Here is a 25,191-nt window from a genome sequence, read left to right on the forward strand (position 1 = left end):
GGCCGGCCGGCGTTGCGCACGGTTCCGGGCCACCGCGCCCGCTACCGCATCACGGTGCCCGCGCTGTCCAGCACGAAGTCGACGCAGAACACGACGAGGCGGCTTTGCGCGCGAATCGCGACCGCCGCGGTATAGCAGTCGCGGCCTTCGGTCAGCGAGAAGTGCGGGCCCATCAACGCGACGCGTCCCGGCGCAGCGATTGCGCGCTGGAAGTACGGGCGTCGCGACCAGTTGCTGTGCGTTTCCGGAAACAGCGGCGAGAGCCGGGTGCCGCCCGCCTGGCCGTCCTCGGGGGGGGCGCCGATCGACGGCAGGAACTGTTCGCCGATCTCGTCCGTGACGAACACGCGGCGCGCGGCCGGCACCGTGAAGACGCGCTGGGCGGCGTCGTTCAGGTCGCCGCTTGCGGAAAACGCGGCCGCGCCGGCGAGCACGAGCCGCTCGATCGCGTCGAAGCCCGGCTGCTCGGCGCTCCCCGGCGTATGCCGCTGCGCGATGAAACGCTGCCACGCGGCATCGAGCATCGCGGGCGCCGCGGCGCTCGCATGTGCGATCGATCCATCGGGCTGGCCGAACTGGAAGCCCTGGACGAAATCGATATCGGCGTCCATCAGCGCCTGCAGTGCGTCGTCGTTTTCGACACCCTCGGCGAGCACCATCGCGCCGGCCTGGTGGAGCATCGATACCAGGTGATGCATGATGCGGCGATCCTCGCCCGAGCCGGTCGCGCGTTCGACGAGCGAGCGGTCGAGCTTGACGATATCCGGCCGTGCGCGCCACACGCGGTCGAAATTCGAGAATCCGGTGCCGAAATCGTCGATCGCGATCAGGAAGTCGCGATGCTGGATCATGTCGATCGTGCGGGCGAGCGCGGCCTCGTCGCGCGACGGCTGCTCGACGACTTCCAGCACGATGCGGTTCGGCGGCAGTGCGAAATGCCGGCACAGCGCCTCGACGAATTCGCGCTGCACGAGGCCCGAATCGAGCACGCGCGGCGTCACGTTCAGGAACAGCCAGCCGTCGCCGATGCCTTGCGCGACGAAGTTGGCCGTATGCAGGCAGCGCGCGAGCCGGTCGAGCAGCAACGCGTCGGCGGCCGCGCGCGTCTTGTCGAACAGTGCGACCGGCGACACCAGCGTGCCGTTCGCGTCCACGACGCGCAGCAGCGCTTCGTAGCCGACCACGCGCTTGTGCGTGATCGACAGCACGGGTTGGAACACGCTGCGCAGCGTCGTGTCGCGATACGTGGCGATCCAGCCGCTGGGCGTCGGCGTGAGGCGTTCGAGCAGGGATTCGAGCGAGAGCTCGCGGGAGGCCTTCATGTCAATGGTGCGCTGGCGCGCTCCGGGGGGGCCGTGTCGTGCCGCCACGCCGAAGCCGTCGCACGCGCAGGTGGACGCGAAAGAACGTGGCGCATCGTGACCGCCTTCTGCGGATGAGTGTCCCGAGTGTAACGGGAATGGCGCGGCGCGCGTATCAGGGTAACTCCAGACGCAAACGCTACACAGCACGTGGGCGGGGTTGTCCGGCCGGAAACATGCACGCTGCGAGGGCGCCGGCCGCACACGCGGGACGGCGCAGCGTGGCCCGCATGCATTGCGTGCGAAGAATGCGGCGGGATTCCGAATACGGTGGGGCCGGAAGGCTACGCACCGCGCGCGGTCATCGGCGTCGGGCGAAAGACGCCGTGCTTCGGCGCGTATCGGTGGGCGCGCGGTGCTCTAAGAAGACCGAGAACTGACAACGGGCGCGTCACGCGAAACAGAGAACCGGTGGGGCGCCGGCCGCCACGCTCACCGCCGTTCAGTCCGCTCAGGCTGCTCAGTCCGCTCACACGCTCACACCGTTCACACCACTCAGGCAGCTCAGTCCACGCAGTCCGCTCCGGCCGCACAGTCAGCTCCGGCCGCTCACGCAGCTTCCTCCCCACGCGGGCGGACCCCGGGAATCCGCTTGATCACGCCGGTCGCAAGCGCGGTGCCGACGAGCACGATCGCGCAGCCTTCGAGCATCACGACCGATACGTGTTCACTGAGGAACAATGCGCCCCACAGCAGCCCGAACACCGGGATCACGAACGTCACGGTAATCGCGCGGGCCGGGCCGACATGCGCGATCAGGTAGAAGAAGATGAAATACGCGATGCCCGTGCACGCGATGCCGAGCGCGAGCACGGCGCCCCATGCATGTGCACTGACCGCCGCCGCAGGCCAGGTCGCGATTGCAAACGGCAGCAACAGCACGGTCGAGCCGATCATGCTGCCGGTCGCGTTGACGAGCGGATCGACGCCGCTGAGCTTGCGCTTCGTATAGTTGGCCGCGATGCCGTACAGCAGCGTCGCGCCGAGCGCGGCGACGGCGGCCAGCGCGGTCGCGCTGGCGCCCGTGCTGCCGTGCGCGTTCGCGATCTGATCCCACACAAGGGTAAGCACGCCGGCAAAACCGATCACGAGGCCGAGCGCGCGCGGCAGCGACAGCTTGTCCTTCAGCCATACGTAGGCGACGAGCGCGCCCCACAGCGGCGTGGTCGCGTTGATCACCGAGGTCACGCCGGCCGACAGCGTCAGTTCGGCATAGGCGAACAGGCAGAACGGCGCGCCTGAGTTCAGCAGGCCGACGACGAACAATGGCCACGCATGCCGGCGCAGCCGCGCGGCGAGGTCGGCGGGCTTGAAACGCGTCAGCGCGAGGCCCGTCAGGAACAGCGCGCCGATGCCGACGCGCAACGCCATCAGCGGCGCGACGCCGAATTCGGCGACGCCGATCCGGATGAACAGGAACGACGCGCCCCACAGGGCGGCGAGTACGGTCAGCAGAAAGGCGTTCTTGGGCGACATCGAGGGTGGCGGGCGAGGGGAAGGGATGCGCTGAATCTTACACCCCGTTATCACGCTGTCGTTTCACGATCGGATGAAACGACAAGAAACGGGAAATCCACTCGCTGCCGCCGCGAACCGGCCGGATGGCCGGCTCGGTGGCTCAGTGATGGCGATGGCCGCCGCGTCCGCCGAAACCGAAGTTCAGCGACAGCGCGGGGCCCCAATAGCCGCCCCATGCCGGCGCATACGCGGGGGCCGGATAGTAGTACGCGGGGCCGGGCTCGACATACACCGGCGCGGTCTGTACCGGCGCCGCTGCGTAATAGCCGGACGGATAGTAGCCGTAAGGGTAGTAACAACCGGCGAGTGTCGCGCACGCGAGCGCGGCGGCGACGAGGGTCCTGTTCATGATGTTTCTCCGGCGTAGCCGGCAATCGGCGGATGCTTAAAGCTTAGACCGCACGACCATGACGCGGTGCGCAAAACGGTAACGGATCATTTCCGCGCGTCGGCTGCGCCGGATGCGAAAACGGCGCTTCCGCAGTGCGGAAACGCCGTTGGGTCAAAACTGAAACGTGCCGCGCGTCGCACGGCACGCGTCGGGCCGGCTTACTTGCCGACCTGGTTGCCGATGAGGCCGCCGGCTGCCGCGCCGCCGAGCGTCGACAGTGCGTTGCCGCCGATCGCCGCGCCGGCTACGCCGCCGACACCCGCACCGATTGCCGTATCGCGCTGGCGCCGTGACATCGAATCGCAGGCCGACAGGCTGGCCACAGTCGCGACGAGGAGCGCGTATACCCCAAAACGCCGAATCGAGTTCATGATCGTTGTCCTTGTGGTAGTGGGCGGAAGTCGCGCGACCCCCGGGTCGCGCATGACCCCAATCTACGCGCCGTACCCCCACGCTGCTGTAAGGACTTGTTAAGCCTGGTACGGTTTCGTAATCAATTGTTTCCCACCCCTGCGCAGGCATGGGTGATGCGGGCGCAAAAAAAGCCCGCTCGAAAGCGGGCTTCCTGCAGGGCGTCACGAGGCGATCCGTGCGGATCGCCATGCGCGCTTACTGACGGTGATAGATCTCCGCACCGGTCTTCACGAACTCGACCGCCTTGACTTCCATCCCCTTCTTCAGCGCCTCGGTTTCCGACACGCCCTGCTGCGCGGCGAACTCGCGCACGTCCTGCGTGATCTTCATCGAGCAGAAGTGCGGGCCGCACATCGAGCAGAAGTGGGCGACCTTCGCCGAGTCCTTCGGCAGCGTCTCGTCGTGGAATTCGCGCGCCTTGTCCGGATCGAGGCCGATGTTGAACTGGTCTTCCCAGCGGAACTCGAAACGCGCCTTCGACAGCGCGTTGTCGCGCACCTGCGCGCCGGGGTGACCCTTGGCGAGGTCGGCCGCGTGCGCGGCAAGCTTGTACGTGATGATCCCTTCCTTCACGTCGTCCTTGTTCGGCAGTCCGAGGTGTTCCTTCGGCGTCACGTAGCACAGCATCGCGGTGCCGAACCAGCCGATCATCGCGGCGCCGATGCCCGACGTGATGTGGTCGTAGCCCGGTGCGATGTCGGTGGTCAGCGGCCCGAGCGTGTAGAACGGCGCTTCCTTGCACCAGTCGAGCTGGAGATCCATGTTCTCCTTGATCAGCTGCATCGGCACGTGGCCGGGGCCTTCGATCATCACCTGCACGTCGTGCTTCCATGCGATCTGCGTGAGCTCGCCGAGCGTCTTCAGTTCGCCGAGCTGCGCTTCGTCGTTCGCGTCGTAGATCGAGCCGGGACGCAGGCCGTCGCCGAGCGAGAAGCTCACGTCGTACGCCTTCATGATCTCGCAGATCTCTTCGAAGTGTTCGTACAGGAAGCTTTCCTTGTGATGCGCGAGGCACCACTTCGCCATGATCGAGCCGCCGCGCGACACGATGCCCGTCATCCGGTTCGCGGTGAGCGGCACGTACTGCAGCCGCACGCCCGCATGGATCGTGAAGTAGTCGACGCCTTGCTCGGCCTGCTCGATCAGCGTGTCGCGGAAGATTTCCCAGGTGAGATCCTCGGCCTTGCCGTTGACCTTTTCGAGCGCCTGGTAGATCGGCACCGTGCCGATCGGCACCGGGCTGTTGCGGATGATCCACTCGCGCGTTTCATGGATGTGCTTGCCGGTCGACAGGTCCATCACGGTGTCGCCGCCCCAGCGGATCGCCCACGTCATCTTGTCGACTTCCTCGCCGATCGACGACGTGACGGCCGAGTTGCCGATGTTCGCGTTGATCTTCACGAGGAAGTTGCGGCCGATGATCATCGGCTCGGATTCCGGGTGGTTGATGTTCGCGGGGATGATCGCGCGGCCGCGCGCGATTTCGTCGCGCACGAACTCGGGGGTGATCTCGGCGAGCGCGTTCGCGCCGAAGGCCGCGGCGCCGAACGCCTGGCCCGGGTGCTGGCGGCCCATCATCGCGGCGAGCTTCGCGCCGTTCGGGCCGCTCGACTTCAGGCTCTCGATGTACTCGGCGCGGCGCTGGTTCTCGCGGATCGCGATGTATTCCATTTCCGGCGTGATGATGCCCTGACGCGCGTAGTGCATCTGCGTGACGTTCTTGCCCGGCTGCGCGCGGCGCGGGTTGCGGTGCAGGCCCGGGAAACGCAGGTCGGCGGTGGCCGGGTCGGCCGCGCGCTCGAGGCCGTACTGGCTCGACAGGCCGTCGAGCACTTCGGTGTCGCCGCGCGCTTCGATCCAGCCCTGGCGCAGCGCGGGCAGGCCCGCGCGGATGTCGATCTTCGCGTCCGGATCCGTGTACGGGCCCGACGTGTCGTACACGTAGATCGGCGGATTCTTTTCGCCGCCGAAGCCGGTCGGCGTGTCGGCCTGCGTGATTTCACGCATCGGCACGCGGATGTCGGGCTGCGAGCCGGTTACATAAACCTTTCGCGAATTGGGCAGCGGCGCGACGGCAGCGGCATCGACGTGGGCGTCGGCGGACAGAAACTTCGGATTGGCGTTCATGCAATCTCCTGTGTGAGCGCCGGACACGCGCTATGGCGCTTGCCCGGAGCCCTTGACGTATGTGGGGCTCGAGCTAAGCAGGAGACGAGGTTTGGTGAGGCGGCGGATTTCGTCAGAAGGAAGGCGGCGAAATCGTACGCTTCCCTGCGCTGGCATTATCCAGATCAGGTTCAAAGGGTATTTCTCACCCGCAATGCCGGTTTGTTTGACCGAACGCATTGCAGGACCCCCGCGTTAGCAAGGGCACACGATACACCGGCTTCGCGGCGGTTTCAACCGGGGGCGGAACTTAGGCGAGGGTGCGACCGCGGCATCGCGGGCCGCGCGCGCGGCCGTCGCCCGGGCCGCCAGCAGGCCGCCGCGGCGAAGCGGTGCGGCATCGCGGCCATTCGACTCCTGCCGGAAACCCCGATCGAAAAAAATATTCGATCGGCTGTCATTTCCAGGCTCATGCTGCGTCTATTCGGCTCCTTAAACCCATGTACCGGAGAGATGTCATGAAAAATGGACTGCTGGCTGCCTGTGTCGCCGCTTTCGCGATGGTTGCCGTGAGCGCGCATGCGCAGAACGATGCGATGTCGAAGGACGGCACGTCGATGTCGAAGGACGCGATGGGCCACGACGCGATGGCGAAGGACGGCGCGATGAAGAAGGGCACGATGAAGAAGCATGCGATGAAGAAGGACGCGATGGGCCACGACGCAATGGGCAAGGCGACGCCGAGCGACAAGATGGCGCCGTCGAACTGACGCCGGCGGGCGCGGCAGGCGGTGCGTGCATTGCATCGCCCGCCGCGCCGTATGCGTGCGTTTGCATCATTCCCGCATCTCCGGAGGTTTCATCATGCAAACCGTTCCCGCCACAGGTCGCGACGCGGCGTCACCGCCCGCGCGCCCGATCCATCCGGTGTGGGTGCGCGTGAGCCACTGGCTCAACGCGCTCGCGGCGATCCTGATGGTGTTGTCCGGCTGGCGCATCTACGACGCGTCGCCGATCTATCCGCCGTTCACGTTTCCTCACGGCATCACGCTCGGCGGCTGGCTGGGCGGCGCGCTGCAATGGCATTTCGCGGCGATGTGGCTGCTCGTCGCCAACGGATTGTTCTACCTCGCGATGTCGATCACGACCGGGCGCTTCGCGCGCATGCTGCTGCCGGTCACGCCGGCGTCCGTTTGGCGCGACCTGCGTGCCGCACTGCGCGGACGGCTGGCGCATGACGACCTCGGCGTCTACAACGCGGTGCAGCGCACCGCGTACCTGACCGCGATCGTCGACCTCGTCGTGCTGGTGCTGTCGGGGCTCACCATCTGGAAGTCCGTGCAGTTTCCGCTGCTGCGCGAGCTGTTCGGCGGCTACGACATGGCGCGCGTCGTGCATTTCTGGGCGATGTCGCTGCTGGTCGCATTCGTCGTCGTGCACGTCGCGATGGCGTTGCGCGTGCCGCGCTCGCTGCTCGCGATGCTGCGCGGACGTTGACCCGCACCGTGCGGGCAAAGGGGATCATCATGTCGGAATCCGAAAGCACGCGCGACCGTTCGCGCTGGACGCTCGACCGCAAGTCGCTCGAACTCGACGTACGCCGCACGCTCGACATGCCGTCGCGGCGGCTTTTCAACCGCCGCATCCTGACGCTCGGCGGCCTCACGATGCTGACCGGCTGTTCGCTGCAGGACGACGCGTCGGTCAATACGTTTCTCGAGCGGGTATCGCGGCTGAACGATCGCGTGCAGGCGTGGATCTTCAGCGGCGAGCGGCTCGCGCCGACCTATACCGAAGCCGACATTACGCGGCCGTTCCCGTTCAACGCGTACTACGGCATCGACGAGGTGCCGCACGTCGACGCGGCGACGTACCGGCTCATGCTGTCGGGCCGCGTGACGGGCAAGCGCGTGTGGACGCTCGACGAGCTGTATGCGCTGCCGCACGCGGAGCAGATCACGCGGCACATCTGCGTGGAAGGGTGGAGCGCGATCGGGCGCTGGGGCGGCACGCCGTTCGGCGCGTTTCTGGCGCGCGCGGGCGCCGATACACACGCGAAATACGTCGGCTTCAAATGCGCGGACGATTACTACGAAAGCATCGACATGCCGACCGCGCTGCATCCGCAGACGCTGCTCACATTCGACTACGACGGCCAGCGCCTGCCGCCGGAATTCGGCTTTCCGATGAAGCTGCGGATGCCGACCAAGCTCGGCTACAAGAATCCGAAGCACATCATGGAAATCTTCGTGACCGATACGTTCCCGGGCGGCTACTGGGTCGACCAGGGGTACAACTGGTTCGGCGGATCGTGAGCGGCGGGGCTGGCCGATGCGTTACGCCGATTGGCGCACCTGCAGATCGACGCGCAGGCCGACGGCCGACGCCATGTTCACGAGCGCGTCGAGCCCGAACAGGTTGATCTTGCCGCGCAGCAGGTCGGACACGCGCGGCTGCGTGACGCCCAGTTGTTTCGCGGCCTGCGCCTGGCTGAGTTCCAGCTGCGCGATGCGCTGCTTGAGCGCGATCATCAGTTCGGAGCGCAGCTTCATGTTCTCGGCCTCGGCCGGCTGGCCCTCGATTGCGTCCCAGACATTCGTATAGCGTTCGTTGCTCATCGTTTCCTCTCGATCGTCAGCGCGCGATAGCGCCGGGTGGCCAGTTCGATATCGGCCTGGCAGGTGCGCGCCGATTGCTTGCGAAAGCAGTGCAGCACGTAGATCGCGTCGGCGAATGTCGCGACGTAGATGATCCGGAATGCGCCGCTCGCATCGCGCAGGCGAATTTCCCGCACGCCGGGGCCGACGGTGCGCATCGGCTTCCAGTCGTCGGGCGCCAGACCGCGCTGCACCTGGTCGATCTGGTGGCCGGCTTCGCGGCGCGCGGGCAGCGGAAAGCCGCGCAGCGCGTCAAGCGCGCCGCCGACGAAGACAACCGGCTTCGGCGGAAGAATGGTTGGATTATACAAAATTTTGTATGGGTGGTGTGCGAATCGAATGAACGGAATGTCGGCGGCCGGACGGCAGGCCGATCGTCACGATAAGCGCGAAGCGACACCTGCAGCGCATGACTGGCCATCAGGCCGAGGTATCGAACGTGACGCGGGGGATGGGTTCGAGCACGGCGCTCGCGACGCCCGTGCAGCGCGTATCCGGCCCCGGATCCACCGTGAGCGGCGGCCCCAAAATGTCGCGCCGAAACGTCAGTCGATATCCTTTCAGACGGGTCTGACGATGCTTTCGAATCCGTGATGCCATAATGCCGAGCATTGCGTGGACGAAGCCGTTCACGCACGTTTTCGTGACCCTCTGCCGCCGCTCGCCGGTTCTTATTCGTCGCCGTTCGCACCGCCATGTCGTTCCGCACGTTTGTCTGCGCCTTCCCGGTCCCGTCAGGGCCGTTTGCCGGTTTCTCCGGCGTCTTTCAGCGCAGCGCGCGGCACGTCGTGCAGGCAGGCTGACCGATGACACCGCTCGACCGCCTCCTCGATTTCCTCGCCCGCCTGCCGTTCCGGATCCGCCTGCCGCAAAGCCGCGGCGGCCGTGTCGCACTGGCGCTGGTATTCATCTATTTCGTCTGGGGTTCGACCTACAGCGGCCTGCATTTCGCGCTGCAGTCGTTCCCGCCGCTGCTGCTGTCAGGGCTGCGCAACCTGCTCGGCGGGATCGGCCTGTTCATCTTCGCGCTGCGGCGCAAGCCCGAATGGCCGACGCTGCTGGAAATCCGCAACTCGGCGATCGTCGGCACGATGCTGGTCGCGCTGTCGTCCGGCACGATCGCGCTCGGGATGCGCACGGTCAGCAGCGGCTCGGCCGCGGTGATGGTCGCCACGGTGCCGCTGTTCGCGACCGTGATCGCGGCGGTCGCCGGGCGCCCGGTGACGAAGGGCGAGTGGTCGGCCGTCGCGCTCGGGATGGTCGGCATCGTCGTGCTGAATTCGGGCGGCGCGGCTGCCGCGAACTCGGCGCTCGGCACGATCTGCGTGCTGGCCGGCGCGCTGTTCTGGGCGGGCGGCGCGCATCTGTCGACGCGGCTCAAGCTGCCGTCGGACCTGTTCCTGTCGACGTCGCTGCAGATCGGTCTCGGCGGGTTGATGTCCACGCTGGCCGCGTGGCTGCTCGGCGAGCGCATCGAGCAGGTCGCGGCGGCGCCGGTGTTCGCGTTCCTGTACCTGATGGTGTTCTGCACGATGGCGGCGTACGTCGCGTACGGCTACCTGATTCGCCACACGAGCCCGATCATCGCGAGCAGCTGCATGTACGTGAACCCGATCGTCGCGGTCGCGCTCGGTGCGCTGATGCTCGGCGAGCCCGTGACGATGGCGACCGTGATCGCGACAGTCGCGATTCTCGGCAGCGTCGGGCTGTCGTTCCTGTTCGATCCCGCGCGCCGTCCCGCCGCGCGCGCGGCGGTCGACGTTTCGTCGACCGTGGCGACCGGCTCGGCGGCGGCGCATGCACCGGCACCTGCACCGGATCAGGCCGCGGCGCCGGATTCGCCGCCGATCCTCACGCCTTCCGCGAAACCGCTTACGGTGCCGACCCCGGCCGCTGTCGTGGACCCGGCCGCGGTCATGGACCCTGCTCAGGCATTCACGCCGCCACCCGCCGACGAACCGGCCGAGTCGCGCGCCCGCGCGTGACGCCGCCGTGCGCGGCGGAGGTCAGCCGCGCTGCACGCCGCGATGGTGGAACCAGCCGGCGAGCGCGGTAAACAGCAGGCCGGCCGCGCACATGCCGATCCAGCCGAATGCATGCCACGCGGCGACGCCGACCGACGAGCCGAGCGCGCCGCCGATGAAGTAGCACACCATGTACACGGTGTTCACGCGGCTGCGCGCGTCGGGCTTCAGCGCGTAGATGCGCGACTGGTTCGAGATCTGCGCGGCCTGCACGCCGACATCCAGCACGATCACGCCGATCACGAGCCCGACGAGGCTCGTCCCCGATAGCGCAAAAATCACGAACGACGCCGCGAGCAGCGCGATCGCGAGCGAGATGATCGCGCGCGGGCCGCGCTTGTCGGCGAAACGGCCCGCGTAGGGCGCGGCCAGCGCACCGGCCGCGCCGACGATGCCGAACAGCCCGGCGGCCTGGGGGCCGAGATGGAACGGCGCGCCGGCGAGCAGCAACGTGAGCACCGGCCAGAATGCGCTGAACGCGGCGAACAGCGCGGCGCCCGTCAGCGACGCCTCGCGCAGCCCGCGCAGTTCGACCACCAGATGCCACATCGAGCCGAGCAGCTTGCCGTACGACAGCGTCGACGTCGGCGAACTGCGCGGCAGTCGCAGCACGATCACCGCGGCCAGCGCGGCGAGCGCCGCGACCGACGCGCCGAATACCGCCCGCCAGCCGAAATATTCGGCGACGAAGCCGGCCGCCGTGCGCGCCAGCAGGATGCCGAGCAGCAGGCCGCTCATCACGGTGCCGACCGCATGCCCGCGCTCGGCGGCCGGCGCGATCTCGGCCGTGAACGGCACGGCCTGCTGCGCGATCGTCGCGAGCACGCCGATCGCGAGGCTCGCCGCGGCGAGCACCGCCAGCGACGGCGCGGCCGCCGCCACGATCAGCGCGATCGACAGGCCCGCAATCTGCAGCAGGATCAGCCCGCGGCGATCGAAACGGTCGCCGAGCGGCGCGAGCAGGAACATGCCGGCCGCATAGCCGAGCTGGGTCGCGGTCGGCACCGCGCCGATCCACGACGCGCTGTCGGGAAAGGCCGAGCGGAAGCTGTCGAGCAGCGGCTGGTTGTAGTAGATGTTCGCGACTGACACGCCCGCGATCGTCGCGAGCAACAACAGCAGGCTGCGCGAGTAGTGGGGCGAGGCGGCGTCGGTCGGACGGTCGGTGGAGGCGGCGGACATGGCGGCAACGGAACGGAGTGGGACGGCGTGGCGCGCGGCGCGGCGTCGGCTGCGCGGGCGGCGGGGCGCCGATCGAGCGTGCCGATCATACCGGAGCACCGGGAATCATGCCGGGAGGGCGGCCACGCAGCCACGCGGCCAAGTGGCCAAGTAGCCAAGCAGCCAAGCAGCCAAGCAGCCAAGCAGCCAAGCAGCCAAGCAGCCAAGCGACCAAGCAGCCACGCGACCAAGCGGCCAAGCGGCCAAGCGGCCAAGCGGCCAAGCGGCCAAGCGATCAAGCGATCAAGCGATCAAGCGGCCAAGCGATCAAGCGACCGGCGTGAGCGGCGCTCGACCGGCCGCTACCGGCGCCGCTCGGCCGCAACGAGCGCCGACGGGCCGCCGCCCGTCATTCGCTCGAGCTCGATGATGCGCGTCGTCAGTCGACCAGTTCCCCGCTCGGTTCATAGAACGGATAAGGCCCGTCGCCTTCGTCCACGTACACGTGATGGGACATCATCCCCATCTGCGGCGTATGGACGTGCACCGCGAATGCGGGCGGCTCGAGCCGGAACGCCGACGGCCCGTCCGCGCGCAGGTCGAACGCCACCTGGTGCGCGGGCGCCGGCACGGCGGACGCGAGCGTGCCGCCGAAGCGCGTGAACATCGTCCGGTGCACGTGGCCGCACAGCACGCGTTCGACGTTCGGATAGCCGCGCAGCAGCGCATCGAGCTTCGCGGCGGCGGCGGGCGCGAGGCGCAGCGCGTCCATGTGCCCGATTCCGGACACGAACGGCGGATGATGCAGCGCGACGATCACCGGCCGGTCGCGCGCGGCGTCGAGCTGAGCGGCGAGCCACGCGAGGCGCGCGTCGCACAGGTCGCCGTGGCTCGCGCCGGGCACCTGCGAGTCGAGCGCGAGCACGCGCACCGCGCCGACGTCGAGTGCGTATTGCACGAACTCGCCGTCCTGCAATTCGGGGCGATCGGCGAATGCGCGGCGCAGCCCCGCGCGATCGTCGTGATTGCCGACCATCAGGTAATACGGAATCTCGAGCGGCGCGAGCAAGTCGCGCAGATGGCGGTATTCGTCGTCGTGACCGAAATCGGTCAGGTCGCCCGTGACGAGCACCGCGTCGGGGCGCGGCACCAGCGCGTTCAGTTTCGCGATGCAGCGCGCGAGCGCGGCGGCCGTGTCGACGCGCCGGTACGCGAGCTGGCCCGGACGCTTGATGTGGAGATCGCTGATTTGAGCAAGCAGCATCGTCGTTCCTCGGAATGTCGGATTATCGTGGGGCGCGGTTATGCGGCGAGCGCGATCAGGCCTTCCGCCGCGATCGCGATGCCCACCGCCGTGCCGCGGGCGAGCTCGATGCGGCCCGGCACGTCGATCACGAGCGCGTCGGGCGCCGCCTGCTCGATCGTGAGCCGCGTGCGCTCGCCGAGGAACGCGCACGCGCCGATCGCACCGCGCAGCGGCGCATGCGCGGGATCGGCGAGCTGCGCGTCTTCCGGGCGGAAGAACCACTCGTCGGCGGCGTGCGGCGTGACGATCGCGCCACCCGTCGTCACGAGCGCGCCGTCACGCCATTGTCCCGCAAGCCGGTTCAGCGTGCCGATGAACTGCGCGACCGTGCGGTTCGCCGGCCGGTAGTAGATGTCGCGCGGCGTGCCGATCTGTTCGATGCGGCCCGCGCCCATTACGACGATTCGGTCGCCGAGCTCCATCGCCTCGGCCTGGTCGTGCGTCACGTACACGGTGGTCACGCCGAGCTCGCGCAACAGCGCATTCATCTCGCGGCGCAGCACGTCGCGCAGCTTCGCGTCGAGCGCGGTCAGCGGTTCGTCGAGCAGCAGCACGCGCGGGCGCACCGCGAGCGCGCGCGCCAGCGCGACACGCTGGCGCTGGCCGCCCGACAGTTGATCGACCGGTTTGTCCGCGTGCGCGTCGAGCCGCATCATCGCGAGCAATTCGTCGACACGTTCGCGCAGCGCGCGCGGCTCGGTCTTGCGGATCTTCAGTCCATAGCCGACGTTACCGCGCACCGTCAGGTTCGGAAACAGCGCGTAGTTCTGGAACACCATGCCGACCTGGCGGCGCTCGATCGGAAGCGCGGTCACGTCGTCGCCGCCGAATGCGATCGTGCCGCCGGCGTCCGGCGTATCGAGGCCCGCGATCAGGCGCAGCGTCGTCGTCTTGCCGCAGCCCGACGGGCCGAGCAGCACGAGCGTCTCGCCCGCGCCGATCGACAGATCGAGCGGTTCGAGCACGCGTGTGCCGCGGAACGTCTTCGCGCAGCGGGTCAGGGTGATGGGCGTGGAATCGAGTTTCATGGGATCGGTAAAGTCAGCACAGGGTCAGCGCGGGCGGCGCTTCAGCGCGCGCGTGCCGGACGGATCGACGCCGAGCCACTGCATCGCGACGAGGAGCGGCAGCGTCATCAGCAGGAACATGATCGTGTAGGCGCTGCCGACTTCGAGGCGCAGCGATGCATAGGTATCGGCGAGTCCGACGGGCAGCGTTTTCGTGTCGGGCGTGTGCAGCATCCACGTCAGGTTGAATTCGCCGATCGACAGCGTGAGCACCGTGAGCGCGCCCGCGACGATGCCGGGGCGCAGGTTCGGCAGCACGATCGTCACGAAGCGCGTGACGAACGACGCGCCGAGGCTCGCCGCGCTTTCCTCGAGCGTGCGCAGGTCGGCCCCCGCCGCGACGGCCGCGACCGCGCGCACCATGAACGGCAGCGTGAACACGACGTGGCCGACGACGATGAACCACAGGCTCATCCGGAACGCGGTGAAGCCGCCGTACACGACCAGCAGCGCGAGCGCCGACGCGAGGCCCGGCAGCGCGACCGGCAGCACCAGCGCTTCCTCGATCGCGCGGGCGACGCGACTCTTGCTGCGCGCGAGCGCATAGCCGGCCGGCACGCCGACGGCGAGCACGATCGCGAGCGTCGCGAACGCGACGCCGAGCGACAGCGCGACCGAGCCCTGGTATTGCTGCCACACCTGTTCGAGCCAGCGCAGCGTGAGGCCGCTCGACAGCCCGCGGAAATAGTTGACGGTGAGGCCCGCGAGGACCGACATCACGACGGGCACGATCAGGAACGCGCACAGCAGCAGCGTGACGCTCCATTGCAGCGCGGCGATCGCGCGCGCGCCCGTGACGCGCGGCGCGCGTCGTGCGACGCCGTTCGCATGCGACGGAGCGGGCGCCGGCGGCGACGCGGACGAACCGGAAAGCGATTGCATGAAGGAATCCTCAGGCCGCGGCGGCGGCGGTATGGCCGGTGAACCGGCGCGCGAGCGCGAGCACGGCCCACGTGACGATGCCGAGCACGATCGACAGGCCGGCCGCCGTCGCGATGTTCGCGTTCAGCGTGAACTCGGTGTAGATCGTCATCGGCAGCACGTTCAGGTCGGTGGCGAGCGTAAACGCGGTGCCGAACGCGCCCATCGCGGTCGCGAAGCAGATCGCGCCGGCCGCGATCAGGCCCGGTGCGAGCGCCGGCAGCACGATGTCGACGAAGATGCGCCACGGCGACGCGCCGAGCGAGCGCGCGGCTTCCTCGAGCGACGCATCGAGCTTCGACGCGGCCGCGATCACGGTGACGATCACGCGCGGAATCGAGAAGTACAGGTAGCCGACGAACAGCCCGGCAACCGAATACGCGAACACCCACTTGTCGCCGGTCAGCTTCGCGGACAGCATGCCGATCAGCCCCTGCCGCCCGGCGAGCATGATCACCATGAAGCCGACCACGACGCCCGGGAACGCGAGCGGAAACGTGAGCAGCGCGAGCAGCACGCGCTTGCCCGCGAATTCGCGGCGCGCGAGCAGCAGGCCCGAGATCGTCGACAGCGCGAGCGTCGCGAGCGTGACGCCGGCCGACAACGCAACCGTTTCGCCGAGGCTCTTCATGTAGCGCGCGTTGCCGAGCAGTGTCGCGTACTGCGTGAAGAACGCGCCGTCGGCGGACACGCGCACGAGCGCCGCCATCGGCAGCAGCCAGAACGCGGCGAACACCGCGAGCGCCGGCGCGACGAGTGCGACGCGCCAGCGTAGCGGGAAAGTCAGATCGAGCATCGCGTGGTTCCGGACGCTTACTGCATCATCTGCAGGTATTGCAGGCCGAACGCTTGCTGGCCGGCCGCCATCTTGCCGAAGTCGACCGGTTTCGCGCGCGCGTATTCGCTTGCCGGCAGGAACTTCGCGGCGACGTCGGCGCCGAGCGTCTGCGCGCGCACCGGACGCAGATACGCGTTGGCCCACAGTTTCTGGCCTTCGTCGGAGAGCACGAAGTCGAGCACCTTCTTGCCGTTCGCGTCGTGCGGCGCGCCCTTCACGAGGCTCATCACGTACGGCACCGCGATCGTGCCTTCCTGCGGAATCACGAACTCGACGTTCGCGTGATCCTTGTACTTCGCGCGATACGCGTCGAAGTCGTAGTCGAGCAGGATCGGAATCTCGCCGGACAGCACGCGCGCATACGCGGTCTGCTTCGGCACGATCGGCGCGTTCGCCTTCAGCTTGCGGAACCAGTCGAGCGCCGGCTTGAAGTTGTCGAGGCTGCCACCGAGCGCCTGGTTCACGGCGACCGCGCCCGCATAACCGACGAACGCACTCGACGGATCGAGGTAGCCGACCATGCCCTTGTATTCGGGCTTCAGCAGATCGGCCCACGAACGCGGCACCGGCTTGCCGTCGAGCGCGTCCTTGTTCACGAAGAAGCCGAGCGTGCCCGAGTGGATCGCGAACCAGTAGCCTTGCGGGTCCTTCAGGTTCGCGGGAATGTCGTTCCAGTGCGCGGGCTTGTACGGCGCGATCACGCCCTTGTCCTTCGCTTGGAACGCCGACGACACGCCGAGATAGACGACGTCGGCGACCGGGCTCTTCTGTTCGGCGATCAGCTGCGCGATCGCCTGACCGGAGTTCTTGTTGTCGAACGGCACGCGGATACCGGTTTTCTGCTTGATCGCCGCGATTTGCGCGGCCCAGTCGGCCCATTCGGGCGGGCAGTTGTAGCAGATCGCGGATTCGTCGGCGTGGGCGGCGGGCGCGAACGCGACGAGCGCGGCGCAGGCAACGGGCGCGGCGAGCACGCGCAGCAGCGAGGTCAGGCGAAAGGACACGGTGGGTCTCCGGGCGAGGTAAGGGTATGTCGCCGCGCGCTCGCGCGGCACACGCATTCAGGCTTGGTGCAATTGCAGATTGGCGGCCGGCGGCGCGACCGTCGCGCCGTCGCGCACCGTGTGCGGCAGGATCAGCGAGGTGCGCTCGATCGTCGCGCCGCCGATGCATTCGACGAGGCGTCGCCATGCATGACGGCCGATGTCCTGATTCGGCGTCGCGACGCTCGCGAGCGGCGGCGCGAGCAGCTCGCCGATCGCGATGCCGTCGAAGCCGAGCACCGACAGGTCGTCGGGAATCGAGAAACCCGCGCGGCGCAGGCCGCGCATCACGACCATCGCGAGCAGATCGTTGCTGCAGAACAGGGCGGTGGGGCGCGTGGCTTGTGCCGTGAGGTGCGCGAGCACCGCGTCGGGCAGCTCGGCCGCGTTGAAGTCGACTTCGACGGGCGGCAGCGTCGCGACGCCGGATTCTTCGAGCGCCTCCGCGTAGCCGAGATGACGCTGGCGTGCGCGATCCGACGCGGCGAGCGAGCCGGCCAGCATCAGCACGCGCCGATGGCCGCGCGCGGTCAGCAGACGGACGCCGTCGTAAGCGGCGCGGCGGTTGTCGACCGACACCGACGGGCGGCGTTGCGTGTCGTTGTGCATCAGCACGTAGTGCGGGCCATCGCGGTCGAGCATGTCGAGCAGCGGATGCGTGTCCGCGTCGGCGACCGTCAGGATCAGTCCTTCGACGCGCTGCTCGCGCAGCGTCTCGATCGCGTGGCGCTCGCGTGCCTCGTCGTATTCGGTCGTCATCACGATCAGCTTGAAGCCGGCCGCGGTCGCGAGTGCGTCGATGCCTTGCAGGCAGTCGGCGAACACCGGATTCGACAGCGTCGGCACGACGACGCCGACGAGGCGCGTGCGCTCGCCGCGCAACTGCCGGCCGAGCGGGCTCGGGCGGAACTGCAGCGTGTCGATGGCGGTGCGGATCGTCGTCAGCGTGGCGGGGCTGACGGTGTGCGGCGCGTTGATCGCGCGCGAGACGGTGGCGATCGAAAAGCCGGCGAGCGCGGCGACATCCTTGATGGTCGGGGTCATGAAGTTACGCGATGTAAACGTTTTCGACCGATGGATTATCGAAAATGTTTGTGACTTCGCGATGACTCACCAGACATCTGTTTCGTGAAAAATACGATACAAACATCAGACGTTTTGCGCTCCGAGAATGGGCGCAGTGATTGTATCGGGGGATATTGCGGCGCGGGACGAAATCGATGACGCTGTGGCGGGGGGGCGTCGGCTGCGTATCGATTCGGGCGCGAATGGCGCAGGCAAGCATGCCGCGTCGCGATGCATCACGCGTGAATCAGGGAACGCATGCGCGAAGCAATGGTAGAATCGCGTCCCGCCCTTTTGCCGGGGTGATGAAATTGGTAAACATAGCGGACTTAAACGATTGAGTGCCCGGCCGGAAACGGTCGGTGCAGAACCCTTCAAATTCGGCGAAACCCCTGATGCGCGCATCGAGGCAACGCCGAGCCAAGCCTCGCGGCGAGATCGCAGCGAGGAAGGTGTAGAGACTAGACGGGGGGCGCCTAAGGCGCACGGGCGGCGATCACGCCCGCGCGCGACGGTGAAGGCATAGTCCAGCGCACGAACGGCATCGTTTCGACGAGGCCGGCTTCGAAAGAAGCAGTGTGACGAAAATCCGCCGCCTTAATTGGCTTGCCGGTTCAAGTCCGGTCCCCGGCACCAACATCGCTTTCGTGTGATTCCACGAGCGCCAAAGACCCGCGAGAAACAAGCGCCTCTCGCGGGTTTTTTGTTTTCATGCCGTTTCGTCGGATGCGTTCGTAGTCGCCTTGCTAGGCGATACCCCAATGCCTTTCACCAGCGCCTCAACGCACACTGGTTCGCGTCGCTCGAGGAATGCCAGCGGCCACGTCCAGTACCAGATTCGATTCGCATGACGTTCGTTCAACCGTCGTCCAGCATCCGGGTTCAGCTCAGGTGGGGAGGCCAAATGGGACAGTGTCGTCGCATCTATTCACGTTTCGTCGTCACTGGCTCGATCGCTGGTCTGGCGATTCTGGCAGGCATTGGCCACGCGCATGCCGAGGACGGTCCCGCGAGCTCGCCGACCGCGTTCAAGCCATCGGAAAGAACGATCAACGCTTATGCGGTGTATGGCGACGGACGCGCGACCGACGGCGGCGATATGCATTGGCGCGCCTACGAAGTCGGCTTCGGCGACGTGTTGAACGACTACTTCTCGATCTACCTCGCCTATTTGAACGAGGGGCATCCGGTGGATCACCACCGTGACGGCTTCGCCGCGCTCGGTTCGTTTCGTTGGCCGCTCGGCAATCGCGTGGCGGTCGAATTGTCGGCGGGGCCGTATTTCAGCATCGACACGACCCATGTCGACAACCAGGCGCGCAATGAAAAGCGCTGGGGTGTGCGCGCGTCAGCAGCCGTGCGGTATTACATCGTTCCCGACCGCTTCTTCCTCAAGCTGCAGTACAACCACGTGCAGATGATTGGCGGATTCAATTCCGACGCGGTGCTGTTCGGCATCGGTTCGGATTTTGGCGGCGATCCCGGCCCGGCGTTGTCGGACGGCAAGACGCAGGTCAGCATTTGGGCCGGGACGTCGCAGACGAACCGTCCGCAAGTGCCGATCGAAAAGGGCTATCTGGTCGAAGTCAAACGGCCGCTCGGGAATGCGTGGGCCTATTCGGCGAGCTTCGTCTACGAAGGCAACAATGGCGTCGCCGGCCGCAGAGGTGTGGCAGCGCAACTCTGGTACGTCGCGCCGATCCAGACCAAATGGACGCTGTCGGCAGGGGCAGGTCCGTATCTCTCGCACGATCGGGACGAAGTGTCGAGCAAAACGAGAGTCAATGCGTTGCTCAGCGCGCAGGTGAGTTACCAGGTCACGAGCGATTGGGCGGCGAGCTTGCGCTTCAATCGTGTCGCAACCGGCAACGACAAGGACCAGGACATGTTCATGGTCGGATTGGCACGCAATTTCTAGGGCTTCATTCTTACGCGCATTCTCGCGGCGCAAATTGAAATTATGTGCGGTGCGGCATAAGCGTGGCATCTCGAGTGATGTCGCCCGATTCCAGCGTACAGACGAAATCGGCCGCACGCGCCGAGGCAGGCACGAAAATCGCTGCGAGCTGCAAACAAACGTTGCACTGACAACCGGTCAGGGTTCCGGTTGCCTGCGTCGGTAAAAATCTCCCACCCGTCACGGAATCGCATGCAGCGTTGAAAAGGAGCGGCTACGAAGCACAGGGTCGTGCAATACGGTTTCGAGGTGCTCCAGTTGGCGATTTCGCGATCTATTGTTAAGGGGCAACGCCATGCACATATTCACGAACTTGAGCCCGTTGGTCTCGCTGATCGCTGGCATTCTGATTCTGGTGGTGCCGCGCCTGCTGAATTTCATCGTTGCGATCTACCTGATCATCATAGGATTGCTCGGACTGTTCGCAGGGCATATACACTGACGAGCCCTTTACGCCTCCGTCCCCGGTTCAACGGTCGCCGATTCAATGACGATTTGAAAAAACCGCGAGCGAGAAAACGAATGAAGCGCTCGCGGTTTTTCATGTTGCGTGCCGCATGCATCGGCGCTGCAACCTAGCGCGCGACCGCACCCTCACTGCAACGAAACCGACCCCATGTGATACTTGGCGCGCACATCGCACCGCACACCGTTGCTGCCCTCGGCACACGCGCGCCGGTCGATGGACTTCAACGCTGCTTGCCTGCCTCGACATCACGCCATGACCGACTCGACCCATCACTATTACGAACCCTCGCAAGGCCACGGCCTGCCGCACGATCCGCTGAACGCGATCGTGGGCCCGCGCCCGATCGGCTGGATCTCTTCCCGCGGCAGCGACGGCACGATCAACCTCGCGCCGTACAGCTTCTTCAACGCATTCAACTATCGTCCGCCGATCATCGGCTTTTCGAGCACGGCCGCGAAGGACAGCCTGCGCAACGTGCAGGAGACCGGCGAGTTCGTCTGGAACCTCGCGACGCGCGATCTCGCCGACCGGATGAACCAGACCTGCGCGGCGGTGCCGTACGGCGTCGACGAATTCGAACTCGGCGGCCTGACCGCGATCCCGTCGCGCCTCGTCAATGTGCCGCGCGTCGCGGAAAGCGGCGTCAACTTCGAATGCAAGGTGACCGACGTGATCCCGCTGCGCGATCACCATGGCGTCGACACGCCGGCCACGCTGGTACTCGGCGAAGTCATCGCCGTGCATATTCGCCACGACCTGCTTAAGGACGGCATCTTCGACACGTTCGGCGCGGGCATCATTCTTCGCGCGGGCGGCCCGTCGGCCTACGTGCACGTCAAGCCCGACAGCCGCTTCGACATCGCGCGCCCCGACGCGTAACGCATCGCGCCGGCACGAACCGGCAAGCGACCGGACGAAGAGACCCCGCCGAGATCCCGGATTTCGCGGGGTTTCGTGCTTCATATCGTCCGATATGATCGACGCGGAACGATCGGTGCGGCGTGGATCCGCACGCTCCGCAGCCATTGACGCATCGCAGCACACGCGGCCTTCATTCATCACGCCGGCGGCGCCGATCGCCCGCCGACACCCGCCGACACCCGCCATGGCAAATCTGCTCACCGCAATCGAGCGGCTTGGTCATCGACGTCGCGCGCCGCGAGGCATAGATTTTCAAGGTTGGCGTGCTTATCCGTGCGCCAGCCCGCGCGTGAGCCGGCAACCGGCCGCGCGTTCCATCAGCGTGAGACACAATCGAGCGTGGAGACGACACGATGAGCCTGTCAGAGCCATTGCGTCTGCATGTGCCGGAGCCCACCGGGCGTCCGGGCTGCAAGACGGATTTTTCCTATCTGCATCTATCGCCGGCCGGCGCGGTTCGCCGCCCGCCGATCGACGTTGCCCCCGCGGACACCGCCCATCTCGCCCGCAGCCTCGTGCGCGTGCTCGACGACCACGGCGCAGCGCTCGGCCCATGGGCGCCGGACCTCGACGATGCGCGCCTGATCGCCGGGATGCGCGCGATGCTGAAAACCCGCATCTTCGACGCGCGCATGATGATCGCGCAGCGTCAAAAGAAAATCTCCTTCTACATGGTGAGCCTCGGCGAAGAGGCGATCGGCGCCGCGCACGCGATGGCGCTGCGTCACGGCGACATGTGCTTCCCGACCTATCGCCAGCAAAGCATCCTGATCGCGCGCGACGTGCCGCTCGAACGGATGATCTGTCAGCTGATGTCGAACGAAGGCGACCCGCTGAAGGGGCGCCAGCTCCCGGTGATGTACTCGGACCGCGAAGCCGGCTTCTTCTCGATCTCCGGCAATCTCGCGACGCAGTTCATCCAGGCGGTCGGCTGGGCGATGGCGTCGGCGATCAAGGGCGACACGAAGATCGCGTCCGCATGGATCGGCGACGGCGCGACCGCGGAAGCCGACTTCCACACCGCGCTGACGTTCGCGCACGTGTATCGCGCGCCGGTCGTGCTCAACGTGGTCAACAACCAGTGGGCGATCTCGACGTTCCAGGCGATCGCGGGCGGCGAGGGCACCACCTTCGCCGGGCGCGGCGTCGGCTGCGGCATCGCTTCGCTGCGGGTCGACGGCAACGACTTCCTCGCGATCTACGCGGCGTCGACCTGGGCCGCCGAACGCGCGCGCCGCAATCTCGGCCCGACGCTGATCGAATGGGTCACCTACCGCGCGGGCGCGCATTCGACGTCGGACGATCCGACGAAATACCGGCCGGCCGACGACTGGGCCCATTTCCCGCTCGGCGATCCGATCGCGCGCTTCAAGCAGCATCTGATCGCGAAAGGCATCTGGTCGGACAGCGCGCACGACGCGCTCACGGCCGAGCTGGAAGCCGAAGTGATCGCCGCGCAGAAGGAAGCGGAGCAGTTCGGCACGCTGGTCGACGACCGGATTCCGTCGCCGGCCTCGATGTTCGACGACGTGTACAAGGAGCTGCCCGCGCACCTGCGCCGTCAGCGCCAGGAACTGGGAGCGTGATCATGGCGCAACAGGAAACGACGACGGCATCGGCGCAGCCGATGACGATGATCCAGGCGCTGCGCTCCGCGATGGACGTGATGCTCGAGCGCGACGGCGACGTGGTCGTGTTCGGGCAGGACGTCGGCTACTTCGGCGGCGTGTTCCGCTGCACAGAAGGGCTGCAGGCCAAGTACGGCAAGTCGCGCGTGTTCGATGCGCCGATCTCGGAAGGCGGGATCGTCGGCGCGGCGGTCGGGATGGGCGCGTATGGATTGCGGCCGGTCTGCGAGATCCAGTTCGCGGACTACTTCTACCCGGCGTCCGATCAGATCGTGTCGGAAGGCGCACGGCTGCGCTATCGCTCCGCGGGCCAGTTCACCGCGCCGATGACGATCCGGATGCCGTGCGGCGGCGGCATCTACGGCGGCCAGACGCACAGCCAGAGCCCGGAGGCGATGTTCACGCAGGTCTGCGGGTTGCGCACGGTGATGCCGTCGAATCCGTACGACGCGAAAGGGCTGCTGATCGCGTCGATCGAGAACGACGATCCGGTGATCTTCCTCGAGCCGAAACGGCTGTACAACGGGCCGTTCGACGGCCATCACGAGCGTCCGGTCACGTCGTGGCTCAAGCATCCGGGCAGCGTGGTGCCGGACGGCTATTACACGGTGCCGCTCGATACGGCGGCCGTCGTGCGGCCCGGCAACGACCTGACGGTGCTGACGTACGGCACGACCGTCCACGTGTCGCTCGCCGCGGCCGAGGAGACCGGCATCGACGCGGAAGTGATCGACCTGCGCACGCTGTGGCCGGTCGACCTCGACACGATCGTCGCGTCGGTGCGCAAGACCGGCCGCTGCGTAGTGGTGCACGAAGCGACGCGCACCTGCGGCTACGGCGCGGAGCTGGTATCGCTCGTCCAGGAGCACTGCTTCTACCATCTGGAAGCGCCGGTCGAGCGGACGACGGGCTGGGACACGCCGTATCCGCACGCGCAGGAATGGGCGTATTTCCCCGGCCCGGCCCGGGTTGGCGAAGCATTGCGACGCGTGATGGAGGCCTGAGATGGGGATTCATGTGATCAAGATGCCGGATATCGGCGAAGGGATCGCCGAGGTCGAGCTGGTGGCGTGGCACGTGGAAGTCGGCCAGACGATCAAGGAAGACCAGCCGCTCGCCGACGTGATGACCGACAAGGCGGCGGTGGAGATTCCGTCGCCGGTGGCGGGCAAAGTGCTGGCGCTCGGCGGCCGGATCGGCGAGATGATGGCGGTCGGCAGCGAGCTGATTCGTGTCGAGGTCGAAGGCAACGGCAACCTGAAGCCGGGCACGAAGGCACGCGATGCCGAAGCGGATGCGACGTCGCGTCCGGCGGCGGTCGACACGCCTGCAAAGTCGTCGAAAGTCACCGAAGCTGCCGAAGCGCACGACGCATCGAAGGCAGCGCGCCACACCGCTGAGCGTGCACCGGCCGAGCCGCGTCGCACGGAACACGCGGCGGCGCCGCGCGCGGCGCTCGCGCCGGGCGAACGGCCGCTCGCGTCGCCGGCGGTGCGCCAGCGCGCCTGGGACATGGGTATCGAGCTGCGCTATGTGCGCGGCACCGGCGAGGCCGGCCGGATCCTGCATGCGGACCTCGATGCGTACGCACGCACGGGCGGCACGGCGGCGGGTGGCGCGCAAGCGCGCGGCTACGACGAGCGCAACGATGAAACGGAGGTGCCGGTGATCGGCCTGCGGCGGGCGATCGCGCGCAAGATGCAGGAAGCGAAGCGCCGCATTCCGCACTTCAGCTACGTCGAGGAGATCGACGTCACCGAGCTCGAATCGCTGCGCAGCGAGCTGAACCGACGCCACGGCGACACGCGCGGCCGGCTCACGCCGCTGCCGCTGCTGATCCGCGCGATGGTGATCGCGCTGCGCGACTTCCCGCAGATCAACGCGCGCTACGACGACGAAGCCGGGGTCGTCACGCGCTACGGCGCGGTGCACATGGGCGTCGCGACGCAGACGGACAGCGGCCTCACGGTGCCGGTGCTGCGTCATGCGGAAGCGCGCGACGTGTGGTCGATCTCGGCGGAAATCGCGCGGCTCGCCGACGCCGTGCGCGCGAACCGCGCGCAACGCGACGAGCTGAGCGGCTCGACGATCACGATCTCGAGCCTCGGCGCGCTCGGCGGCATCATGTCGACGCCGGTCATCAACCATCCGGAGGTCGGCATCGTCGGCGTGAACCGCATCGTCGAGCGGCCGATGATCCGCGACGGCGCGATCGTCGCGCGCAAGCTGATGAACCTGTCGTCGTCGTTCGACCATCGCGTCGTCGACGGCGCGGACGCGGCCGAATTCATCCAGGCCGTGCGCGGGTTGCTCGAGCGCCCGGCGCTGCTGTTCGTGGAGTGAG

General features: G+C 67.1%; 25 protein-coding genes and 1 riboswitch. Of the genes, 10 read left to right on the forward strand and 15 right to left on the reverse strand.

Annotated elements, in window-relative coordinates:
• Positions 1-41 precede the first annotated feature (41 nt).
• From BAMB_RS05600 to thiC, 5 genes are all read right to left on the reverse strand, one after another.
• Positions 42-1,322, reverse strand: a complete 1,281-nt coding sequence (locus BAMB_RS05600) for an EAL domain-containing protein (RefSeq protein WP_011656436.1) — start codon at positions 1,320-1,322, stop codon at positions 42-44.
• A gap of 588 nt (positions 1,323-1,910) precedes the next feature.
• Entirely contained in the window at positions 1,911-2,837 is a 927-nt protein-coding gene (locus BAMB_RS05605) for a DMT family transporter (RefSeq protein ID WP_011656437.1), read from the reverse strand.
• A 142-nt stretch (positions 2,838-2,979) separates the two neighbouring features.
• Positions 2,980-3,228, reverse strand: coding sequence for a hypothetical protein (locus BAMB_RS05610; RefSeq protein WP_011656438.1), 249 nt, complete (start codon positions 3,226-3,228; stop codon positions 2,980-2,982).
• A gap of 200 nt (positions 3,229-3,428) precedes the next feature.
• Positions 3,429-3,641: a glycine zipper 2TM domain-containing protein gene (locus BAMB_RS05615; RefSeq protein ID WP_006759245.1), complete on the reverse strand. Its 213-nt coding sequence runs from the start codon at positions 3,639-3,641 to the stop codon at positions 3,429-3,431.
• Positions 3,642-3,879: 238 nt separating this feature from the next.
• On the reverse strand, positions 3,880-5,811 hold the full coding sequence (gene thiC / locus BAMB_RS05620) for a phosphomethylpyrimidine synthase ThiC (protein ID WP_006754218.1): 1,932 nt from the start codon (positions 5,809-5,811) through the stop codon (positions 3,880-3,882).
• 123 nt (positions 5,812-5,934) lie between these two features.
• A riboswitch (TPP riboswitch) is annotated at positions 5,935-6,052 on the reverse strand.
• A gap of 256 nt (positions 6,053-6,308) precedes the next feature.
• On the opposite strand from thiC, the gene BAMB_RS05625 reads away from it, so the two are divergent.
• From BAMB_RS05625 to BAMB_RS05635, 3 genes are all read left to right on the forward strand, one after another.
• Positions 6,309-6,560: a pentapeptide MXKDX repeat protein gene (locus BAMB_RS05625; RefSeq protein ID WP_011656439.1), complete on the forward strand. Its 252-nt coding sequence runs from the start codon at positions 6,309-6,311 to the stop codon at positions 6,558-6,560.
• Positions 6,561-6,654: 94 nt separating this feature from the next.
• On the forward strand, positions 6,655-7,287 hold the full coding sequence (locus tag BAMB_RS05630) for a cytochrome b/b6 domain-containing protein (RefSeq protein WP_011656440.1): 633 nt from the start codon (positions 6,655-6,657) through the stop codon (positions 7,285-7,287).
• 29 nt (positions 7,288-7,316) lie between these two features.
• Complete coding sequence (locus tag BAMB_RS05635; protein WP_011656441.1) at positions 7,317-8,105, forward strand: molybdopterin-dependent oxidoreductase; 789 nt, start codon at positions 7,317-7,319, stop codon at positions 8,103-8,105.
• 21 nt (positions 8,106-8,126) lie between these two features.
• Here the strand turns inward: BAMB_RS05635 and BAMB_RS05640 are convergent, their stop codons facing one another.
• From BAMB_RS05640 to BAMB_RS35175, 3 genes are all read right to left on the reverse strand, one after another.
• Positions 8,127-8,408: a helix-turn-helix domain-containing protein gene (locus BAMB_RS05640; RefSeq protein WP_011656442.1), complete on the reverse strand. Its 282-nt coding sequence runs from the start codon at positions 8,406-8,408 to the stop codon at positions 8,127-8,129.
• Complete coding sequence (locus tag BAMB_RS05645; protein ID WP_011656443.1) at positions 8,405-8,758, reverse strand: type II toxin-antitoxin system RelE/ParE family toxin; 354 nt, start codon at positions 8,756-8,758, stop codon at positions 8,405-8,407. Before BAMB_RS05645 ends, BAMB_RS05640 begins: the two co-directional genes overlap by 4 nt.
• Positions 8,759-8,867: 109 nt before the next feature.
• Positions 8,868-9,080: a hypothetical protein gene (locus BAMB_RS35175; protein ID WP_158380522.1), complete on the reverse strand. Its 213-nt coding sequence runs from the start codon at positions 9,078-9,080 to the stop codon at positions 8,868-8,870.
• A 173-nt stretch (positions 9,081-9,253) separates the two neighbouring features.
• Between BAMB_RS35175 and BAMB_RS05650 the strand changes: the two genes are divergently transcribed.
• On the forward strand, positions 9,254-10,432 hold the full coding sequence (locus tag BAMB_RS05650; RefSeq protein ID WP_011656444.1) for an EamA family transporter: 1,179 nt from the start codon (positions 9,254-9,256) through the stop codon (positions 10,430-10,432).
• Positions 10,433-10,453: 21 nt separating this feature from the next.
• Here the strand turns inward: BAMB_RS05650 and BAMB_RS05655 are convergent, their stop codons facing one another.
• The 7 genes from BAMB_RS05655 to BAMB_RS05685 all read right to left on the reverse strand — a co-directional run bounded on the left by BAMB_RS05655 (position 10,454) and on the right by BAMB_RS05685 (position 17,851).
• The gene (locus BAMB_RS05655; RefSeq protein ID WP_011656445.1) at positions 10,454-11,653 is read right to left on the reverse strand and encodes an MFS transporter; all 1,200 of its coding nucleotides are present in this window, start codon (positions 11,651-11,653) and stop codon (positions 10,454-10,456) included.
• A 418-nt stretch (positions 11,654-12,071) separates the two neighbouring features.
• Entirely contained in the window at positions 12,072-12,896 is an 825-nt protein-coding gene (locus BAMB_RS05660; RefSeq protein WP_011656446.1) for a phosphodiesterase, read from the reverse strand.
• Positions 12,897-12,934: 38 nt separating this feature from the next.
• Positions 12,935-13,966: an ABC transporter ATP-binding protein gene (locus BAMB_RS05665; RefSeq protein ID WP_011656447.1), complete on the reverse strand. Its 1,032-nt coding sequence runs from the start codon at positions 13,964-13,966 to the stop codon at positions 12,935-12,937.
• A gap of 24 nt (positions 13,967-13,990) precedes the next feature.
• A complete protein-coding gene (locus tag BAMB_RS05670) occupies positions 13,991-14,887 on the reverse strand; it encodes an ABC transporter permease (protein ID WP_011656448.1) in 897 nt (298 codons plus the stop codon).
• A 10-nt stretch (positions 14,888-14,897) separates the two neighbouring features.
• Entirely contained in the window at positions 14,898-15,722 is an 825-nt protein-coding gene (locus tag BAMB_RS05675; protein WP_011656449.1) for an ABC transporter permease, read from the reverse strand.
• 17 nt (positions 15,723-15,739) lie between these two features.
• Positions 15,740-16,768, reverse strand: a complete 1,029-nt coding sequence (locus tag BAMB_RS05680; protein WP_041491336.1) for an ABC transporter substrate-binding protein — start codon at positions 16,766-16,768, stop codon at positions 15,740-15,742.
• 57 nt (positions 16,769-16,825) lie between these two features.
• On the reverse strand, positions 16,826-17,851 hold the full coding sequence (locus BAMB_RS05685) for a LacI family DNA-binding transcriptional regulator (RefSeq protein WP_011656451.1): 1,026 nt from the start codon (positions 17,849-17,851) through the stop codon (positions 16,826-16,828).
• A 925-nt stretch (positions 17,852-18,776) separates the two neighbouring features.
• Between BAMB_RS05685 and BAMB_RS05690 the strand changes: the two genes are divergently transcribed.
• The 6 genes from BAMB_RS05690 to BAMB_RS05710 all read left to right on the forward strand — a co-directional run bounded on the left by BAMB_RS05690 (position 18,777) and on the right by BAMB_RS05710 (position 25,190).
• The gene (locus BAMB_RS05690) at positions 18,777-19,790 is read left to right on the forward strand and encodes a hypothetical protein (RefSeq protein ID WP_011656452.1); all 1,014 of its coding nucleotides are present in this window, start codon (positions 18,777-18,779) and stop codon (positions 19,788-19,790) included.
• A 334-nt stretch (positions 19,791-20,124) separates the two neighbouring features.
• Positions 20,125-20,271, forward strand: a complete 147-nt coding sequence (locus BAMB_RS33450) for a DUF3096 domain-containing protein (RefSeq protein ID WP_011656453.1) — start codon at positions 20,125-20,127, stop codon at positions 20,269-20,271.
• Positions 20,272-20,550: 279 nt separating this feature from the next.
• A complete protein-coding gene (locus BAMB_RS05695; RefSeq protein ID WP_041491131.1) occupies positions 20,551-21,177 on the forward strand; it encodes a flavin reductase family protein in 627 nt (208 codons plus the stop codon).
• A gap of 395 nt (positions 21,178-21,572) precedes the next feature.
• Positions 21,573-22,805: a 3-methyl-2-oxobutanoate dehydrogenase (2-methylpropanoyl-transferring) subunit alpha gene (locus BAMB_RS05700; RefSeq protein WP_011656455.1), complete on the forward strand. Its 1,233-nt coding sequence runs from the start codon at positions 21,573-21,575 to the stop codon at positions 22,803-22,805.
• A gap of 2 nt (positions 22,806-22,807) precedes the next feature.
• Positions 22,808-23,851 (forward strand): alpha-ketoacid dehydrogenase subunit beta, encoded by a 1,044-nt coding sequence (locus BAMB_RS05705; RefSeq protein WP_011656456.1) that lies wholly within the window; start codon positions 22,808-22,810, stop codon positions 23,849-23,851.
• A 1-nt stretch (position 23,852) separates the two neighbouring features.
• The gene (locus BAMB_RS05710; RefSeq protein WP_011656457.1) at positions 23,853-25,190 is read left to right on the forward strand and encodes a dihydrolipoamide acetyltransferase family protein; all 1,338 of its coding nucleotides are present in this window, start codon (positions 23,853-23,855) and stop codon (positions 25,188-25,190) included.
• The last annotated feature ends 1 nt before the right edge of the window (position 25,191 follow it).

The sequence above is a fragment of the Burkholderia ambifaria AMMD genome (assembly GCF_000203915.1).
Taxonomy (GTDB): Bacteria; Pseudomonadota; Gammaproteobacteria; order Burkholderiales; family Burkholderiaceae; genus Burkholderia; species Burkholderia ambifaria.